Below are 674 nucleotides of genomic sequence, written 5' to 3'. Positions count from 1 at the left end.
GCCCTGGAACGCCACCGGGCCGAGCATCGGGTAGCGGAGGGCCGAAGCGACCAGCCGAGGCTGGTGACGGGCCATCTGCTGGAGCTGTCCGGCCACCCGTGCCAAGCCTGGAACGACCTGTGGCTGCTGACCGAAATTCAGCACGAAGGCAAGCAACCGCAAGTGCTGGAGGAGAGCATGACTGCCGACTGCACAGCGGCGGATGACGGCTTCTCGCAGGGCTATCGCAACCACTTTAGCGCCACCCCCTGGGACGTGTTCTACCGTCCGCAGCAGGCGTACCACAAGCCCCGTGTGCTGGGCAGCCAGACGGCCCGGGTTACCGGCCCGAAAGGCGAAGAGGTCTATTGCGACGCCTATGGCCGGGTCAAGGTGCAGTTCCACTGGGACCGCGAGGGCCAGCACAACGACCAGAGCAGTTGCTGGCTGCGGGTCGCCTCGGGCTGGGCAGGAAACGGCCATGGCAGCGTCAGCATTCCGCGGGTGGGCATGGAGGTATTGGTGGTCTTTTTGGAGGGCGACCCGGACCGTCCGCTGGTCAGCGGTTGCCTACCCAATAGCCTCAACCTGGTGCCCCATGCCTTGCCGGCGAACAAGACCCGCAGCGTGTTTCGCAGCCGCAGCACACCGGGTGGTGGTGGCTACAACGAACTGCATGTGGAGGACCGCAAAGG

1 protein-coding gene is annotated in these 674 nt (G+C 65.6%); it reads left to right on the top strand.

Going from position 1 to position 674, the window contains the following annotated elements; all coding sequences use genetic code 11:
* On the top strand, positions 1-674 hold a 674-nt coding region (tssI, locus tag EKA13_RS27500; RefSeq protein WP_125862983.1), incomplete at both ends, for a type VI secretion system tip protein TssI/VgrG.

The sequence above is a fragment of the Pseudomonas defluvii genome (assembly GCF_001695625.1).
GTDB lineage: Bacteria > Pseudomonadota > Gammaproteobacteria > Pseudomonadales > Pseudomonadaceae > Aquipseudomonas > Aquipseudomonas defluvii.
The sequence above is the reverse complement of the archived record's forward strand: the minus strand, read 5'-3'. Positions and strand labels throughout refer to the sequence as shown.